The organism is Streptomyces sp. NBC_01275 (assembly GCF_026340655.1).
Lineage (GTDB): Bacteria > Actinomycetota > Actinomycetes > Streptomycetales > Streptomycetaceae > Streptomyces.
Map to the genome: position 1 here is coordinate 6,018,841 of NZ_JAPEOZ010000001.1, position 14,967 is coordinate 6,033,807.

The window sequence follows — 14,967 nt, forward strand, 5'->3', positions numbered from 1 at the left end:
CAATCGGAGGGCGGGGGCAGGTGATCGCGGTCCCCGAGAGAGACCCGTGGGCGACGCAGGGGGACTGAACAGGAACGGAAGGCAATGCCGATCATGGCCGACAGTACGCAGGAGCAGGAGCGCCGAACGATTCGCGTGGGCGGAGAATGGCTGGGAGCCGCCTCCGGAGCCACCCGGGAGATCCTCGACCCCGCCGACGGGCGACCCTTCGCCGTCGTCGCGGAGGGCGACGAGAGGGACGTCGACCTGGCGGTCGCGGCCGCCCGGCGGGCGTTCGACGCGGGCGACTGGCCCCGTACCCCCGTCGCCGAACGCGCCGCGCTGCTGCGCCGCGTCGCCGACCTCCTCGTACGCGACCGCGAACGGCTCGGTCTGCTGGAGAGCCGGGACGCGGGCAAGACGCTCGAAGAGGGCCGGGTCGACATCACCTGCGTCGCCGACGCCTTCCGGCACTTCGCCGACCTGGTCGCCGCCGAGGCCCCCGGCCGGGTCGTCGACGCGGGCTCGCCCGATGTGCACAGCGTCGTCGTACACGAACCCGTCGGCGTCTGCGCGCTGATCACCCCCTGGAACTACCCCCTCCTCCAGGCCAGTTGGAAGATCGCCCCGGCCCTCGCCGCCGGCAACGCCTTCGTCGTGAAGCCGAGCGAGATCACCCCGCTGACGACGATCGCGCTCATCGACCTGCTTCTCGAGGCCGGGCTGCCCGCCGGGGTCGCGAACATCGTCACCGGCCCCGGCCACACCGTCGGCGCGCGGCTCGCCGAACACCCCGCCGTCGACCTGGTCTCCTTCACCGGCGGCCTGGTCAGCGGCGTCAAGGTCGCGCAGGCAGCCGCCCCCACCGTCAAGAAGGTCGCCCTCGAACTCGGCGGCAAGAACCCCAACGTGGTCTTCGCCGACGCCTGCGCCACCGACGAGGGCTTCGACACCGCCGTGGACCAGGCCCTCAACGCGGCCTTCGTCCACAGCGGCCAGGTCTGCTCGGCGGGCTCCCGGCTCATCGTCGAGGAGACCGTCAGGGAGCGCTTCGTCGCCGAACTCGCCCGCCGCGCCGAGAGGATCCGCCTCGGGCGCGGCACGGAGGAGGGCGTCGAGTGCGGGCCGCTCGTCTCCGAGCAGCAGCGCGCCAAGGTCGAGGCGTACATCGCCTCCGCGCTCGCCGAGGGCGCCGTCCTGCGCACCGGCGGCAAGCGGCCCGAGCCCGCCGACATGCGCCCCGCCGCCGGCTACTTCCACGAGCCGACCGTCCTGGACCAGTGTCACCGTGAGATGCGGGTCGTCCGCGAGGAGGTCTTCGGACCGGTCCTCACCGTCGAGACCTTCCGCACCGAGGACGAGGCCGTGTTCCTCGCCAACGACACCGAGTACGGCCTCGCGGGCGCCGTCTGGACCGCCGACGCGGGCCGGGCGCGCAGGGTCGCGGGGCTGCTGCGGCACGGCACCGTCTGGATCAACGACTTCCACCCCTATCTCCCGCAGGCGGAGTGGGGCGGCTTCGGAAAGAGCGGCGTGGGCCGCGAGCTGGGCCCCGCAGGTCTCGCCGAGTACCGCGAGACCAAGCACGTGTACCAGAACCTCGCGCCGAAGCCGGTCCGCTGGTTCGCCGGCTGACCCCCGGCCCGTCCACAAGACTTCGCAAGCCCCCTGGAGCACCCCCATGCCCGAGAACACCCACGACCATGAGCACGACCATGAGCACGACCATGAGCACGACCATGAGCACGACCATGAGCACGACCATGACGAGCATGAGTACGACTATGTAGTGATCGGAGGCGGCACCGCGGGCTCCGTCATCGCCTCCCGCCTCACCGAGAACCCCGACGTCACCGTCGCCGTCATCGAGGGCGGCCCCAGCGACGTGGGCCGGGACGACGTCCTGACCCTGCGCCGCTGGACGGGCCTGCTCGGCGGCGAGCTGGACTACGACTACCCGACGACCGAGCAGCCGCGCGGCAATTCCCACATCCGGCACAGCCGCGCCCGCGTCCTCGGCGGCTGCTCCTCCCACAACACCCTCATCGCCTTCAAGCCGCTGCCGTCCGACTGGGACGAGTGGGAGGCGGCCGGGGCGAGGGGCTGGGGCTCGATCTCGATGGAGGCGTACTACGCCCGGCTCCTCAACAACATCGTCCCGGTCGACGAGAAGGACCGCAACGCCGTCGCCCGCGACTTCGTCGACGCGGCCCGGAAGGCGCTGGGCGTCCCGCGCGTCGAGGGGTTCAACAAGGCGCCGTTCACCGACGGCGTCGGCTTCTTCGACCTCGCCTACCACCCGGAGGACAACAAGCGGTCGAGCGCGTCCGTCGCCTATCTGCACCCGGTGATGGACGAGCGCCCCAACCTGACGATCCTGCTGGAGACCTGGGCGCACCGCCTGGAGCTGAGCCCGCACAAGCGCGCGGAGGGCGTGCACGTCCGCACGAAGGACGGGGCGGAGATCCTCGTCCGGGCCCGCCGCGAGGTCGTGCTCTGCGCGGGCGCCGTCGACTCGCCCCGGCTGCTGCTGCACTCCGGCGTCGGCCCCAGGGCGGACCTGGAGGCCCTCGGCATCCCCGTCGCGCACGAACTGCCGGGCGTCGGCGAGAACCTCCTCGACCACCCCGAGTCGGTGATCGTCTGGGAGACCTACGGACCGATCCCGGAGAACTCCGCGATGGACTCCGACGCGGGCCTGTTCGTCCACCGCGACCCCGAACACCCCGGCCCGGACCTGATGTTCCACTTCTACCAGGTGCCGTTCACCGACAACCCCGAGCGACTGGGCTACGAGCGGCCCGAGTTCGGCGTCTCCATGACCCCGAACATCCCCAAGCCCCGCAGCCGGGGCCGCCTCTACCTGACCAGCGCCGACCCGTCCGTCAAACCCGCCCTGGACTTCCGGTACTTCACCGACGAGGACGACTACGACGGCCGTGCCCTCGTCGACGGGATCCGCATCGCCCGCGAGGTCGCGAAGACCGAGCCGCTGGCCGGCTGGCTCAAGCGCGAGGTGGCCCCCGGCCCGCAGATCACGGACGACGCCGAGCTGAGCGAGTACGCCCGCAAGGTCGCGCACACCGTGTACCACCCGGCGGGCACCTGCCGGATGGGCTCACCGGACGACGAACTCGCCGTGGTCGACCCGCAGTTGCGCATCCGTGGCCTGGACGGCATCCGGATCGCCGACGCCTCCGTCTTCCCGACCATGCCCGCCGTGAACCCGATGATCGGGGTGCTGATGGTCGGCGAGAGGGCCGTGGACCTGATCGGAGGCGGTGCGTGATGAGTGCTTCCGGCATGTCCAGTGCCTCCGGTGGCCCTACTGCTTCCAGCACCCCCAGCGCTGCCGCCACCCCCGTCTTCTCGGTCGAGGGCCTGTGGAAGGTGTTCGGCCCCAAGGCCGGCCAGATCCCCGCCGACCCGGAGCTGGCCGGGCTGGCCCCCGCCGAACTGCGCTCCCGCACCGGCTGCACGGCCGCCGTCCGGGACGTCTCCTTCGACGTCCGCAAGGGCGAGGTCTTCGTCGTGATGGGCCTGTCCGGCTCCGGCAAGTCGACCCTCGTACGCTGTCTGACCCGGCTGATCGAGCCGACGGCCGGCACGATCGTCGTCGACGGCGAGGACGTCCGCGCGATGGACCGCACCCGGCTGCGCGAACTGCGCCGGCACCGCGCCGCGATGGTCTTCCAGCACTTCGGCCTCCTCCCGCACCGCACGGTCCTCGACAACGTGGCGTACGGCCTGGAGATCCAGGGCGTGGGCCGCTCCGAGCGGCGGGCCCGGGCACAGGAGGTCGTCGTCAAGGTCGGCCTGGAGGGCATGGAGCAGCGCAGGCCGGGTCAGCTGTCCGGCGGCCAGCGGCAGCGGGTGGGCCTGGCCCGGGCCCTCGCCGTCGACCCCGAAGTCCTGCTCTTCGACGAGCCGTTCAGCGCGCTCGACCCGCTCATCCGGCGCGACATGCAGGAGGAGGTCGTCCGGCTGCACGAGGAGGAGGGCCGCACGATGGTCTTCATCACCCATGACCTGAGCGAGGCGTTGAAACTCGGCGACCGTATCGCGCTGATGCGGGACGGGCGGGTCGTCCAGCTGGGCACCCCGGAGGAGATCGTCGGCTCGCCCGCCGACGACTACGTCCGGGAGTTCGTCCGGGACGTGCCCCGTGAGCAGGTCCTGACGGTGCGTACGGCCATGCGGCCCGCGTCGGCGGAGGAGGCCGGCCGGGGTCCGGCGGTGCGTCCGGACGCGACGGTGTCCCAGGCGATCGAGGCGGTCGCCCGGTCGGGCGCCCCGGCCCGGGTCATGGACGCGGGCCGCTGCCTGGGCGTCGTCGACCACGAGCGCCTGCTCGCCGTCGTGGCCGGCACCCAGCCCACCAGCGCCCAGCCCACCAGCACCCAGCCCGGCACGGAACCCGGCGCCCAGCCCGGCACGGAACCCGGCGCCCAGCCCGGCACGGACCCGGACCCCCGTTTGGTGCGCATCGCCCGTGAGGAGGCGGTCTGATGGCCACGCTGACCGCAGCCGTCCCCCGCATCGCCCTTCCCGGCGTCCTCAAGCGCCAGGCCGTCCGCAAGCTCCTGCTGCTCGCGGTCTGCGCGGCCGTCCTCGTTCCGCTGGCGAACGCTCGCTGGTCCAGCGGCAGTTGGCCGGACGCGCTCACCGTCGACCTCACCAGACCCCTCACCGGGGTCAGCGACTGGATCATCGACAACCGCGACAGCCATCCGCTGTTCCTCTACTTCTTCGGCCATGTCAGCAACGCGGTCGTCCTCTCCGTACGCGCCGTCTATCTGGTGCTGCTCGGGGCCGGCTGGGCCGGTGTCACCGCGGTGGGCGCGCTCGTCGCCTGGCGGGCGGCCGGGGTGCGGACGGCGCTGGGCACGGCGGCCGCGTTCCTGGCCTGCGGGCTGCTCGGCATGTGGACGCCGACGATGCAGACGCTCGCTCTGATGGTCGTGGCGGTCCTCGCGTCCGTCGCCGTGGGCGTGCTCCTCGGCCTGGCCGGAGGCCTCTCCGAGCGCCTCGACCGCGCCCTGCGCCCGGTCCTCGACACCATGCAGGTGCTGCCGGCCTTCGCCTACCTCCTGCCCGTCGTGCTCGTCTTCGGCATCGGCGTGCCCGCGGCCGTCCTCGCCACCGTCGTCTACGCCGCCCCGCCCATGGCCCGGCTCACCGCGCTCGGTCTGCGCGGCGCCGACCCGGAGGTCCTGGAGGCGGTGGACTCGCTGGGCGCGACCGGACGCCAGCGCCTGCTGACCGCCCGGATCCCGCTGGCCCGCAAGGAACTCCTCCTCGGCCTCAATCAGACGATCATGATGGCCCTGTCGATGGCGGTCATCGCGTCGGTGATCGGCGGCGGCGGCCTCGGCGACCGCGTCTACCAGGCGCTGGCCTCGGTCGACGTCGGCGCGGCCCTCGCGGCCGGAATCCCGATCGTGCTGCTCGCGGTCGTCCTGGACCGGGTGACGGCCGCGGCGGGGGAGCGGTCGGGCGGCGCGCCGGTCGGCACGTCCGGCGGCACAGGGTCATCGGGGCGCGCGGGACGGACGTACGCCCTCGTCGCCGCCGTGGCCGTCGCGCTCGCGGGCCGGACGGCCGGCCGGCTCGACTGGCCCGACTCCTGGACGGTCGCCATCGCCGAGCCGGTCAACCGGACCGTCGGCTGGATGACCGACCACCTCTACTCCGGCGTCCCCGTCGTCGGCGGCACCGCGGACTGGGCCGGACACTTCACCACCTGGATCCTCGACCCCGTCCGGGACGGACTGCAGGGCCTGCCCTGGTGGGCGGTGCTGCTGCTGGTCGCGGCCGTCGCCTGGCCGATCGGCACCTGGCGCACCGCGCTCACCGCCGTCCTCGCCCTGGCCGCGACCGGCGTGCTCGGCGTGTGGGAGCCGTCCCTGGACACCCTCTCCCAGGTGCTGGCCGCCGTCGCCGTCACCCTCGTCCTCGGCATCGCGACCGGCGTCGCGGCCGCCCGCAGCGCCCGCTGCGAACGGCTGCTGCGGCCCGTCCTGGACGTCTTCCAGACGATGCCGCAGTTCGTGTACCTGATCCCGGTCGTCGCCCTGTTCGGCGTCGGCCGCGCCCCGGCGGTCGCCGCGGCCGTCGTCTACGCGCTGCCCGCCGTCGTCCGCATCACCGCGCAGGGCCTGCGCCAGGTCGACCCGGCGGCCCTGGAGTCGGCCCGCTCGCTGGGCGCGACCGGCGGCCAGCAGCTGCGCCAGATCCAACTCCCGCTCGCCCGGCCCGCGTTGCTGCTCGCCGTCAACCAGGGCGTGGTCCTCGTCCTCGCCGTCGTCATCATCGGCGGCCTGGTCGGCGGCGGCGCGCTCGGCTACGACGCCGTCTTCGGCCTCGCCCAGGGCGACCTCGCCACCGGTCTGGTGGCCGGCGCCGCGATCGTCTGCCTCGGCCTGATGCTCGACCGGGTGACCCAGCCCGCCGACCGACGCGCCAAGAAGGGAGCGTGACATGCGCGTGCGTACGACCGCTGCCGTGGCGTCGCTGGTCCTGCTGACCGGCTGCGGCGCCGCCGACATGACCAAGCAGGCGTCCCCCTTCGCGAACGCCCAGGGCGCGAAGACCCTGACCCTGTCCGTCCAGTCCTGGGTGGGCGCACAGTCCAACGTGGCCGTCGCCCAGTACCTGTTGGAGCACGAGCTCGGCTACCGCGTCGACACCGTCCAGGTCGACGAGGTCCCCGCCTGGGACGCGCTCAGCCAGGGCCGGGTCGACGCGATCCTGGAGGACTGGGGCCACCCCGACCAGGAGAAGCGCTACGTCGACGACAAGAAGACGATCGCCCGCGGCGGCGACCTCGGCGTCACCGGGCACATCGGCTGGTACGTCCCCACCTACTTCGCCGAGCAGCACCCGGACGTCACGGACTGGAAGAACCTCGACAAGTACGCGTCCCTCTTCCGCACCGCCGAGAGCGGCGGCAAGGGCCAGCTCATGGACGGCTCCCCGTCCTACGTCACCAACGACAAGGCCCTGGTGGACAACCTGGACCTCGACTACCAGGTGGTGTTCGCCGGTTCCGAGGCCGCCCAGATCACCCAGATGAAGCAGTTCGCCAAGGAGAAGAAGCCCTTCCTCACCTACTGGTACGCCCCGCAGTGGCTGTTCAAGAAGGTCCCGATGACCGAGGTGAAGCTCCCGGCGTACAAGGAGGGCTGCGACGTGGACGCGGCGAAGGTCGCCTGCGGCTATCCGCACACCCCGCTGCAGAAGTACCTCAACGCCGACTTCGCGAAGGACGGCGGCAGGGCGGCCGCCTTCCTGAAGAAGTTCAAGTGGACGACCGAGGACCAGAACGAGGTGTCCCTGATGATCGCCGACCAGAAGCTGACCCCCGAGGAGGCGGCGAAGAAGTGGGTGGACGGCCACGCCTCGACGTGGAAGACGTGGCTGTCCTGAGCACTGCTACCGCCGGAGACGGTCGGCCATCCCCTCCAGGGCCGACGCCGCCCAGCGCTGCAGCCCCGGCCCGAACGTCACGCGGGTGGCCCCGAGTTCACCGAGTCCGGTGAGCTCGGCGGCCGAGGGGCCTTCGCCGCCCAGCCGGGCGAACACGTTGATCGGGCCCTGGATCCCGGACCGCAGCAGGGGCAGCACCTCCGCCGGGACGCCGAACGGGTACACGCAGTCGACGCCCGCGGCGACGTACAGCGCGGCCCGTTCGATGGCTCGTTCGGGGTTCCCGTCCCCGTACACGAAGGTGTCGACCCGGGCGTTGACGAAGAGCCGGCGGCCGGCCGCGGACCGCACCTCGGCGAGCCACTCGGCATGCGCCCGCGGGTCCTTGAGGACGCCCCTGTCGGAGTCCTCCAGGTTGCAGCCCACGGCTCCGGTCTCCAGGAGCCGCTCGACCAGTTCCTTCGGGGCGAGCCCGTAGCCGTCCTCGACGTCCGCCGACACCGGCACGTCCACCGCCCGCACGATCCGGGCGACCGCCGCGAACATCTCGTCGGCCGGGGTCTCGCCGTCCTCGTACCCGAGCGAGGCGGCGACGCCGGCGCTGGGCGTGGCGAGCGCCGGAAACCCGGCCTCCGCGAGCGACCGCGCGCTGGCCGCGTCCCAGGGCCCGGGCAGGATCAGGGGGTCGTCGGGCAGCCGCCCTCGATGCAGTGCGCGAAAGACCTCGACCCCGTTCACGGCGTGTAACCCCCCGGCGGGACCCGGCGAGCGACCATCACCCGGTTCCAGTTGTTGATCGCGACGATCAGCCCGATGAGATGCGCGAGGCGCGTGTCGTCGAAGTGCATGGCCGCCCGCTCGTACACCGCGTCCGGCACGAAGCCCTCCGTCAGCTCGGTCACCGCCTCCGTCAGCGCGAGCGCCGCCCGCTCCCGGGCGTCGTAGACCCCGTCCCCGGCCTCCTCCCAGGCGGCCAGCAGAGCCAGCCGCTGCTCGCTCACCCCGTGGGCGCGGGCGATCCCCAGGTGCATGTCCAGGCAGAACGCGCAGTGGTTGAGCTGCGAGGCCCGGATCACGACCAGCTCGGCGAGCGCCGGATCGTCGAGCCCCTTCTTCGCGACCGCGCTGAGCCGGGACATGGCCTGCCCGACCTCGCGGTCCAGGAGCGCGGTACGGCGGGCAGGCAGGGTACGGCTCATCCGTGCTGTCCCGCCTGGTAGTGACCCGGCGTCATCCGGGTGGTCACCCCGAACCGGTTCCAGGCGTTGATCGCGGCGATCGCGGCGATCAGCTGGGCCAGTTCGGCCTCCTCGAAGTGCTTCGCGGCCCGCTCGTACACCGCGTCCGGCACGAAGCCGTCCGTGAGGACGGTCACGGCCTCCGTCAGCTCGACGGCCGCCAGCTCCTTCTCCGTGTAGAAGTGCCGGGACTCCTCCCACGCGGTGAGCTGCACGATCCGCTCCACGCTCTCCCCCGCGGCGAGCGCGTCCTTGGTGTGCATGTCGAGACAGAACGCGCAGTGGTTGATCTGCGAGGCGCGGATCTTCACCAGCTCGTACAGCCTCGGTTCGAGACCGCGCCGGGCGGCCGCCTCCAGCCGGACCATCGCCTTGTAGACCTCGGGGGCGTGCTGGGCCCATTGCAGACGCTGGGTGGGTTCGGGTGCGTACTCAAGCGGTTCCTCGGTGGTCATGCCATCGACCCTAGGAGCGAGGCAGCCCAGGGGTATGGTCCATTTCCATGGTGAATTCCTGGGCCACTTTCGGCGTCGACCTGCATCTGGAGCCGACCGGTCCCGGTCTGCGCCGGGGCCTGACCGACGCCCTGCGCGAGGCCGTCCGCACCGGCCGGCTGGCCCCCGGCACCCGGCTGCCCCCCTCCCGCTCCCTCGCCGCCGACCTGGGCATCGCCCGCAACACGGTCGCCGACGCCTACGCCGATCTCGTCGCCGAGGGCTGGCTCACCGCCCGCCAGGGCTCGGGCACGCGCGTGGCGGCGGGAGTGGCGACGGGGGCGGCCTCCCCGCACGGCGAGCCTTCCCCGTCCGGCGCGGCTTTCCCGCCCGGCGCGCCTGCCGGGTCCGGCGTCCGGCCGGGGAGCGCGGCCGCCCCCGCGACCACCGGCCCCGTGTCCCGCCCCCATGAGCCCGACCGCCCCGTCCACGACCTGCGCCCCGGCATGCCCGACCTCGCCTCCTTCCCGCGCACGGAGTGGCTCAAGGCCGCCCGCCGCGCCCTGAACTCGGCCCCCTATCACGCCTTCGGCTACGGCGACCCCCGCGGCCGCATCGAACTGCGCACCGCCCTCGCCGGCTATCTCGCCCGGGCCCGGGGCGTGCGCACCGACCCCGAGCGGATCCTGGTGTGCGGCGGGATCTCCCACGGCCTGAAGATCCTCGGCACGGTCCTCGCCGCACGCGGGGTGCCCACGGTCGCCGTGGAGTCCTACGTGCTGCGCTGGCACCGCGCTCTGCTGGGTGCGGCCGGTCTGAGCGACACACCGCTGCCCTTCGACGAACTGGGCACGGACCCCGGCGAGTTGAGCGACGAGGGGGCGGTACTGCTCACCCCCGCCCACCAGTTCCCGATGGGCGTGCCCCTGCACCGCGACCGGCGGGCGGCCGTCGTGGAGTGGGCGCGGCGCACCGGCGGCCTGGTCGTGGAGGACGACTACGACGGCGAGTTCCGCTACGACCGCCAGCCCGTGGGCGCGCTCCAGGGACTGGACCCCGAGCACGTCGTCTACCTCGGGACCGCCAGCAAGTCCCTCGCCCCCGGTCTGCGGCTGGCCTGGATGGCACTGCCGCCCGGACTGGCGGGGGAGGCGGTGGAGGCGAAGGGCGGCATCGACACCTGCGGGGTGCTCGACCAGCTGACCCTGGCCGAGTTCATCGCCTCCGGCGCGTACGACCGCCACATCCGGGCCGCCCGTCTGCGCTACCGCCGCCGCCGGGACGCCCTGGTGGCCGAACTCGCCCGCCGAGCCCCCTCGGTCCGCGCCACCGGCATCGCGGCCGGCCTGCACGTGGTGCTGCGGCTCCCGTCCGGCACCGAGCAGGCGACGCTGCGGGCGGCGGCCTGGCACGGCCTCGCGGTGGACGGACTGCACCGCCACCGCCACCCCGACGCGACCGCCGAGCCCTGCGACGCGCTGGTCGTGGGGTACGGCACACCGCCGGACCACGCTTGGTCGGCAGCGCTGGACGCGTTGTGCGCGGCCTTGCCCGAATAGTCGTAGCCATATTCTGGAATTCTCCGACCCGGCTGTTCCGTAATGCGTTCGGGCGGATAGAGTCGCCCCATGAGCACAAGTGATTCCGCACCCCGTGTCGCCCTCAAGAAAATCACCCCCGCCGTGTCCTCGGCGATGGGCTCCCTGCACGGAGCCGCTGTTTCCGCCGCCCAGGACGCCAAGGTCGAGCCGGAACTCCTGGAACTGATCAGGATCCGCGCCTCGCAGATCAACGGCTGCGCCTTCTGCCTCGACATGCACACCAAGGACGCCCGCGCCCAGGGCGAGGCCGAGCAGCGGATCTACGCGCTGAACGCCTGGCGGGAGACCCCCTTCTTCACCGAACGCGAGCGCGCCGCACTGGCGTTGACCGAGGCCGTGACCCTGGTCCACGACGGCCGCGTCCCGGACGACGTCTACGCCGAGGCCGCGGAGGTCTTCGACGAGGCGCAGATCGCGGCGCTGATCTGGGCAGCCACCGTCATCAACGCGTACAACCGGATCGCGATCGCGACCCGGATGGCTCCGGGGGCTTATCAGCCCGCTCAGAAGTAGTTTCAGAGACGCAGCGCAAGAAGTGATGAAGTAATGCAGAATTCGGGCATCGGCGATATCCGCCGATGCCCGTGGTCTTATGTTCTCTATTTATCCGGAAGCGGTTGCATCAATCCGTCCAGCCACTCCCGCCATTCCGCCGCCCGCGTCGCGGGACCGGCCGTCATCGCTTCTCCCGTCCAGCCCGTCACCGGCCGGATTCCGTGCAGCGCGTTGACCAGCCACACCTCACGGCCGTCCAGTTCCGCCAGGGCCCGCTCGCGGTGGGCGACGGGGACGCCGAGGCGCACGGCCCGTTCGCGGACGAGGCCCATGGTCACGCCGGGCAGGACGGGCAGCCGGGCCGCCGGCAGGCACAGGGTGTCGTCCTCCCACCACAGGACGCTGGCGGTGGCCGACTCCAGCACCACACCGGACGGCGTGACCAGCACCGCCTCCTGAGCGCCCCTGTCGGCCGCCCGCCGTCGGACCTGGGCCAGGGCGGCCAGGTCCGGGCCCTTGCGACGGGGGACGGCACGCGGATCGGGCTGCCCCGCCGCCCAGAGCCGCACCTCGGAGCCGAGCGGGGGAGCGGGGCGCAGCAGCAGCCGCAACTCCGGTGATTCCGCGGTGAGTTCGACGCGGGGGAACCAGTCGCCTGTGCGCGGCAGGGCCGCCGTCATGTCCTGCCAGAACTCGAGGAGCCGGCGCAGCGGCGGCCCGTCGCACTCGGCGCAGGACCGCAGGAAACGCTCCCGGTGCCGGTCCGGGCCGCGCATCCGGCCGTCGCGCACCAGCCAGGAGTCCGCGACGAGCAGCCGCCGTTCGGCCCCTGGACCGGCGGCCTTCAGGCCGTGCTGGGGCGTCCACGCCAACAGCTCTTCCCTGCCCACGTCCACGCTCACCGGTTGCGTCACAGACACCCCTTCCTGGGCTTCCTCAGTACTTGCGGCCCGCGACGGCCGGCGCCCCGTGCCGCGGCCCGTACGGCGCGTGCTCCAGCCAGGACCCGCACCACGGCAGCACGGGCGCGAGGGCGGCCGCCGCACGCTGCTTGACGCGGACGATCCGGCGCTGCGGCCGCAGATGGTCGAGCGCGGTGGACGCGGCGGCGCTGTTGAACAGGGCCGCCGCACGCCGGACTTCGGCGAAGCGGTCGACGGCCTGCGGAGTCCCCGCGGCGATGGCCGCGGCGGCCGCCGCCGCGTCCGCGATCCCGCTGTTCATGCCGCGCGCGCCGAACGGCGGGAAGAGATGCGCCGCCTCGCCGACGAGCAGCACCCGCCGGCCGGGATCGGTGAACGAGGCCGCGACCTGGTGCTGGAAGCGATACGTCGACACCCACAGAATCTGATCAACGCCCCCGGCCCCGGCCCCGCTCCCGACCCCGCTCCCGGCCCCGCCCTCGCTCCCGCCAGCGCCCCCGTCCTCCACGACCGAGGGCAGCCATCTCCGTACGGCCTCCTGGGTGCCGTACTCCTCCCGGGCGTCGTCGTCGTGGCACTGGAGGTCGATCTGGAAGCCGCCGGTGAACGGCACCCGCATGACGCTGCGCCCGCCGACCGCCGGATGCTCGTAGTGGAAGACCCGCGCGGAGGACGGCTCGGCGCCGGGGGCGTCGGCGACGTCGACGACGACGTGGAAGCCCTCGCCGTGGCTGCCCTCCATGGCGATGCCCAGGTCCCGCCGCAGCGCGGAACGGGCGCCGTCGGCGGCGATGGCGTATCCGCCGTGCCACTCCCGCCCGTCCTCGCCGATGACCGCGACCCCGCTCTCCGTGGCGCGTACGCCGATGACGCGGGCGTCCCACTCGAACTCCACCCCGGCCCGCTCGCAGGCGGCCCGAAGGAAGCGTTCGGTGTCCACCTGGCGCAGACTGGTGAAGGGCGGCAGGCCCTTCCCCGACGGGGGCGGGAAGGTGCGGGAGTACACCTCGCGGCCCCGGTAGAGGGTGCGCCGGGTCTGCCAGGTCCGCCCGTACGAGGTGAGCTCCGCGGCGAGCCCGGGCTGCATCCCGTCGAGCAGGGCGAGGGACTCGCGGTGCACGAACAGGGCGCGACTGCCGGGCCGTTCGCGGTCCTTCGGGTCGGCCTCCAGCAGGACGACGGCCAGCCCGTGGGCGCGCAGCGCGAGCGCCGCCGACAGGCCCACGGGACCGGCGCCGACCACTACGACCTGCGCACTCATGCGCGCGCGCTCTCGGCCAGCATGCGGGTGATCTCCACCCGCTTCACCTTCCAGGTGGCGGTCATCGGCAGCTCCTCGAACCGCCACTGCCGGGGCTCGGCCATCGCGGGCAGATCGGCGGTGGCCGCCCGCCAGCGGTCCGGGTCCAGTGGTTCCTCGCCCCGGACGCACACCACCGGGACCGGCTCCCGGTCCGCGCCGGGCACGATGACGACCTCCCGCAGCTCCTCCAGGCGGTCCATCAGCGCGTCCTCGACCTCCAGGTTGCTGTGCACGGAGTCGATGCGGTCGATCTCGCGGTCGATGAGATGCAGCGCGCCCAGGCGGCTCATGTACCCCATGTCGCCCATCTGCCACCACGCGCCGTCGAGTTGGCGTTCGTACTGCTCCCGGGCGCCGAGGTAGGTGAGGATGCGGCCCCTGGTGCGAGCCTCGATCCGGCCGGGCGTGCCGGGGGCCGCGCGCCGTCCGGAGTCGTCGGTGATCCGGACCCGGGTGAAGCCGGGTATCCCGATGCCGACCCGGCGGCCGTCCGCGCGGGCGGCGCTGCGCCGGGTGAACCACTGGAACGCCACCGGGCCCGTCTCGCTCTGCCCGTACAGCTGGATCAGCCAGGGCGCGCGCCGCTTCGAGGCGTCGAGCAGCCGCCGTACGGTGCGCGGGTGGATCGCGTCGAACGTGGAGCCGTAGGAGCGGACCCGGGACAGCGGCGCTCCGGGCGCGTCGGCCAACTCCTCCCACAGCACGAAGGTGTTGGGGTGGGTCTCGACGATGCCGGGCCGGTGCCGGGCCAGCAGCGGGCCGACCGCGGCCGGCTCCGGGTCGGTGATCAGCACCAGCGGGCTGCCGAAGTGCAGCAGGACGCCGAGCAGATGGTAGAAGCGGGAGTGCACGAAGGACATGTGCAGGGCGGCGGTCTCGCCGCGGGTGGGCCAGCCCATCGCCTGCTGCGGCACGAGCCGGTTCCACATCGTGTTCGGGCAGTGCACGGCGAGCTTGGGGACGCCCGTCGTGCCCGAACTGTGGGTGATGAGTGCGGGTTCGGTGGGGTGCAGGCGCACCGGCGCGGGGGGTTCGGCGCCGGAGTACTTCTCCAGCGGGTCGGCGCCGGGCGCGTCGTCCACGGACAGTGTCCGCCGCACCAGCGAGGAGACCTCGACGTCCCCCAGCGGGCCCGTCAGCTTCGCCCGGTCCGTGATCAGCCACGGCTGCCGCAGCCGTCCCAGCAACTGCCCCACGACGGGACCGGCCAGACCGGGCGAGAGCAGCACGGGCACCGCGCCGATCCGGGAGACGGCGCAGGTCAGGAGCACGATGTCGACGTTGTCCGTCTTGTGTACGACGACCTGCTCCGAGGGCCGTACCCCGGCCTCCCACAGCCGGCCGGACAGCTCCTCGACGACGTCGGCCAGCACCCGGTAGCTGAGGTCGACGCCGAGGCCGGGGTGGGTGTCCAGCGGCCGGTCCAGGGTGACGAAGACGGCGCCGTGCCGGTCGGCCGCCCGGCGGAACAGCGGGCCGAGATAGAAACCGCGCTCGGCGAACAGAGGCTGCTGCTGTCGCATGCGGCCGTTCCTCTCTGTCGTGTCTTCTGTCGTGGCTCCGGGG

13 protein-coding genes are annotated in these 14,967 nt (G+C 72.9%); 7 read left to right on the plus strand and 6 right to left on the minus strand.

What is annotated here, in order from left to right:
- The first annotated feature begins 93 nt into the window (after positions 1 to 93).
- The 5 genes from OG562_RS26685 to OG562_RS26705 are packed head-to-tail and all read left to right on the plus strand — an operon-like array spanning position 94 to position 7,407.
- Positions 94 to 1,614, plus strand: coding sequence for an aldehyde dehydrogenase family protein (locus OG562_RS26685; protein WP_266402062.1), 1,521 nt, complete (start codon positions 94 to 96; stop codon positions 1,612 to 1,614).
- A 46-nt stretch (positions 1,615 to 1,660) separates the two neighbouring features.
- Positions 1,661 to 3,268 carry a GMC family oxidoreductase gene (locus OG562_RS26690; RefSeq protein WP_266402064.1) on the plus strand — a complete coding sequence of 536 codons (1,608 nt, stop codon included), beginning with the start codon at positions 1,661 to 1,663 and terminating at the stop codon, positions 3,266 to 3,268.
- A 14-nt stretch (positions 3,269 to 3,282) separates the two neighbouring features.
- On the plus strand, positions 3,283 to 4,488 hold the full coding sequence (locus OG562_RS26695; protein ID WP_266402067.1) for a glycine betaine/L-proline ABC transporter ATP-binding protein: 1,206 nt from the start codon (positions 3,283 to 3,285) through the stop codon (positions 4,486 to 4,488).
- Entirely contained in the window at positions 4,488 to 6,458 is a 1,971-nt protein-coding gene (locus tag OG562_RS26700; protein WP_266402070.1) for an ABC transporter permease subunit, read from the plus strand. Before OG562_RS26695 ends, OG562_RS26700 begins: the two co-directional genes overlap by 1 nt.
- A 1-nt stretch (position 6,459) precedes the next feature.
- The gene (locus OG562_RS26705) at positions 6,460 to 7,407 is read left to right on the plus strand and encodes an ABC transporter substrate-binding protein (RefSeq protein ID WP_266402072.1); all 948 of its coding nucleotides are present in this window, start codon (positions 6,460 to 6,462) and stop codon (positions 7,405 to 7,407) included.
- A 6-nt stretch (positions 7,408 to 7,413) separates the two neighbouring features.
- Here the strand turns inward: OG562_RS26705 and OG562_RS26710 are convergent, their stop codons facing one another.
- From OG562_RS26710 to OG562_RS26720, 3 genes are read right to left on the minus strand one after another with little or no spacing between them, the layout of a single operon-like run.
- Positions 7,414 to 8,145, minus strand: a complete 732-nt coding sequence (locus OG562_RS26710) for an isocitrate lyase/phosphoenolpyruvate mutase family protein (protein WP_266402075.1) — start codon at positions 8,143 to 8,145, stop codon at positions 7,414 to 7,416.
- The gene (locus tag OG562_RS26715) at positions 8,142 to 8,606 is read right to left on the minus strand and encodes a carboxymuconolactone decarboxylase family protein (protein ID WP_266402077.1); all 465 of its coding nucleotides are present in this window, start codon (positions 8,604 to 8,606) and stop codon (positions 8,142 to 8,144) included. Before OG562_RS26715 ends, OG562_RS26710 begins: the two co-directional genes overlap by 4 nt.
- The gene (locus tag OG562_RS26720) at positions 8,603 to 9,100 is read right to left on the minus strand and encodes a carboxymuconolactone decarboxylase family protein (RefSeq protein WP_266402079.1); all 498 of its coding nucleotides are present in this window, start codon (positions 9,098 to 9,100) and stop codon (positions 8,603 to 8,605) included. Before OG562_RS26720 ends, OG562_RS26715 begins: the two co-directional genes overlap by 4 nt.
- A gap of 47 nt (positions 9,101 to 9,147) precedes the next feature.
- Here OG562_RS26720 and OG562_RS26725 point away from each other — a divergent pair, with 47 nt between their 5' ends.
- Positions 9,148 to 10,638, plus strand: coding sequence for a PLP-dependent aminotransferase family protein (locus tag OG562_RS26725; protein ID WP_266402081.1), 1,491 nt, complete (start codon positions 9,148 to 9,150; stop codon positions 10,636 to 10,638).
- A 69-nt stretch (positions 10,639 to 10,707) separates the two neighbouring features.
- Complete coding sequence (locus OG562_RS26730) at positions 10,708 to 11,193, plus strand: carboxymuconolactone decarboxylase family protein (RefSeq protein WP_266402084.1); 486 nt, start codon at positions 10,708 to 10,710, stop codon at positions 11,191 to 11,193.
- 86 nt (positions 11,194 to 11,279) lie between these two features.
- On the opposite strand, the gene OG562_RS26735 is transcribed toward OG562_RS26730, so the two are convergent.
- The 3 genes from OG562_RS26735 to OG562_RS26745 all read right to left on the minus strand — a co-directional run bounded on the left by OG562_RS26735 (position 11,280) and on the right by OG562_RS26745 (position 14,924).
- Positions 11,280 to 12,050 carry an aminotransferase class IV gene (locus tag OG562_RS26735; RefSeq protein WP_266409536.1) on the minus strand — a complete coding sequence of 257 codons (771 nt, stop codon included), beginning with the start codon at positions 12,048 to 12,050 and terminating at the stop codon, positions 11,280 to 11,282.
- A 61-nt stretch (positions 12,051 to 12,111) separates the two neighbouring features.
- Positions 12,112 to 13,359 (minus strand): FAD-dependent monooxygenase, encoded by a 1,248-nt coding sequence (locus OG562_RS26740; protein ID WP_266402086.1) that lies wholly within the window; start codon positions 13,357 to 13,359, stop codon positions 12,112 to 12,114.
- Positions 13,356 to 14,924 (minus strand): class I adenylate-forming enzyme family protein, encoded by a 1,569-nt coding sequence (locus tag OG562_RS26745; RefSeq protein WP_266402088.1) that lies wholly within the window; start codon positions 14,922 to 14,924, stop codon positions 13,356 to 13,358. The genes OG562_RS26740 and OG562_RS26745 overlap by 4 nt, the downstream gene beginning before the upstream one ends.
- Between the last annotated feature and the right edge of the window lie 43 nt (positions 14,925 to 14,967).

What these genes read in the sequence shown, in the direction of transcription:
- OG562_RS26720 (WP_266402079.1), bottom strand. Translation starts at nt 9,100, where the DNA reads ATGACCACCGAGGAACCGCTTGAGTACGCACCCGAACCCACCCAGCGT.
- OG562_RS26730 (WP_266402084.1), top strand. Translation starts at nt 10,708, where the DNA reads ATGAGCACAAGTGATTCCGCACCCCGTGTCGCCCTCAAGAAAATCACC.
- OG562_RS26740 (WP_266402086.1), bottom strand. Translation starts at nt 13,359, where the DNA reads ATGAGTGCGCAGGTCGTAGTGGTCGGCGCCGGTCCCGTGGGCCTGTCG.
- OG562_RS26700 (WP_266402070.1), top strand. Translation starts at nt 4,488, where the DNA reads ATGGCCACGCTGACCGCAGCCGTCCCCCGCATCGCCCTTCCCGGCGTC.
- OG562_RS26715 (WP_266402077.1), bottom strand. Translation starts at nt 8,606, where the DNA reads ATGAGCCGTACCCTGCCTGCCCGCCGTACCGCGCTCCTGGACCGCGAG.
- OG562_RS26695 (WP_266402067.1), top strand. Translation starts at nt 3,283, where the DNA reads ATGTCCAGTGCCTCCGGTGGCCCTACTGCTTCCAGCACCCCCAGCGCT.
- OG562_RS26725 (WP_266402081.1), top strand. Translation starts at nt 9,148, where the DNA reads ATGGTGAATTCCTGGGCCACTTTCGGCGTCGACCTGCATCTGGAGCCG.
- OG562_RS26690 (WP_266402064.1), top strand. Translation starts at nt 1,661, where the DNA reads ATGCCCGAGAACACCCACGACCATGAGCACGACCATGAGCACGACCAT.
- OG562_RS26705 (WP_266402072.1), top strand. Translation starts at nt 6,460, where the DNA reads ATGCGCGTGCGTACGACCGCTGCCGTGGCGTCGCTGGTCCTGCTGACC.
- OG562_RS26685 (WP_266402062.1), top strand. Translation starts at nt 94, where the DNA reads ATGGCCGACAGTACGCAGGAGCAGGAGCGCCGAACGATTCGCGTGGGC.
- OG562_RS26745 (WP_266402088.1), bottom strand. Translation starts at nt 14,924, where the DNA reads ATGCGACAGCAGCAGCCTCTGTTCGCCGAGCGCGGTTTCTATCTCGGC.